Below are 1,293 nucleotides of genomic sequence, written 5' to 3' on the forward strand. Positions count from 1 at the left end.
TGGAGGGATCGAAGAACCCTTGATTGATGTGCTTGGCCGGTAATTTCTGGGTTTTGGCGATTTGATTGACGGTTTTTGCGATGGCGTCCAGTCTGCGTTTTGAGCAGATTGGGAGTTGTCTCTCGCTGGATGGCTATGCGCTCGCGTTCAATCTTTCGAGGAAGAGGAGGCGGCGCATATTGTAGACGATATTGGCGAGCCCGATCCTCATGGTGGCTCGACTGATACCGACAGTCCGGACAAACAGCCCCGTCTGTGACTTCTGATCGGCAAAGACATGCTCGACACGCGAGCGGATGACCGACTTTCCAGCATTTGATTTCTGGATATGCCGGGGCATAGGCTTGAGATGCGGCTTTTTGCGATGAACCTTGGAGACAAAGCCCTGCTTTTCCATGAAGTCTTCGTTGGCTTTTGAGCGATAGGCCGTGTCGGCCCAGACACTTGAGGCCGTATTGGTTTTATCCAGAAGCCTCTCTCTCAATCGCGCGCCATCACTGGCAGCGGCATGCGTTGTTTTCCATTTGCGGATGAACCGGTATTTCCGATCGATGGAAACATGCGATTTATAGCCAAAGAACGGGATGGCGAGATCGCTGGATGGCATGGTTCCATCATCCTGCCGCTTCGCCTTCGTGAACTTCAGTGTCCAGCGCGCATGACGATCCTTGTGCGACAGCTTTGCGGGTTTGTCCTGCCAGTCTTCAGGAATACGGCCTGCTCGCAGATCCGCTTTCTCTGCATTGGTGTTCCGCTGCTTCGGAGCCGCTACCAGCGTGGCATCCAGGATCTGGCCTGACATCGGCAAATACCCGGCGTTACGCAGGGTCGCATCAAAGCGGTTGAACAGCCCATCGATCGCACCCGCCTGGGTCAGACGCTCGCGAAACAGCCAGACCGTTTTGGCATCCGGCACCCGATCTGAAAGTCCCAGCCCAAGGAAACGCATAAAGGAGAGGCGATCGTTGATCAGATATTCCGTCCGCTCATCAGACAAATTGTTGAGCGTCTGGATCACCAGGATCTTGAACATCAGCACAGGATCAAATGGCGGTCGTCCGCCCTTGCTTCCATCGGAATACGCCAGGGCCTTGTCCAGATCAGGACGGAACGCTTCAAAATCCACAGTCCGGGAAAACGCTTCGAGCTGATCGCCAAGCCCACTCAGCCGGGCAAGACGCTCTTCAACATCAAAGAAACCAGACTGCTTCATATCGCCATTCCCTCAATCAACGCAGAAGAAATAGAATCATACAGAAGACCTCAAAACCAGGGGGTTTTTAGAACCCTCCA

General features: G+C 53.8%; 1 protein-coding gene. It reads right to left on the reverse strand.

Going from position 1 to position 1,293, the window contains the following annotated elements; translation table 11 throughout:
• Nucleotides 1-133: 133 nt before the first annotated feature.
• Nucleotides 134-1,213 carry an IS5 family transposase gene (locus GOB85_RS18710; protein ID WP_173579009.1) on the reverse strand — a complete coding sequence of 360 codons (1,080 nt, stop codon included), beginning with the start codon at nucleotides 1,211-1,213 and terminating at the stop codon, nucleotides 134-136.
• Between the last annotated feature and the right edge of the window lie 80 nt (nucleotides 1,214-1,293).

It is taken from the genome of Acetobacter fallax (assembly GCF_011516735.1).
GTDB classification, from domain to species: Bacteria; Pseudomonadota; Alphaproteobacteria; order Acetobacterales; family Acetobacteraceae; genus Acetobacter; species Acetobacter fallax.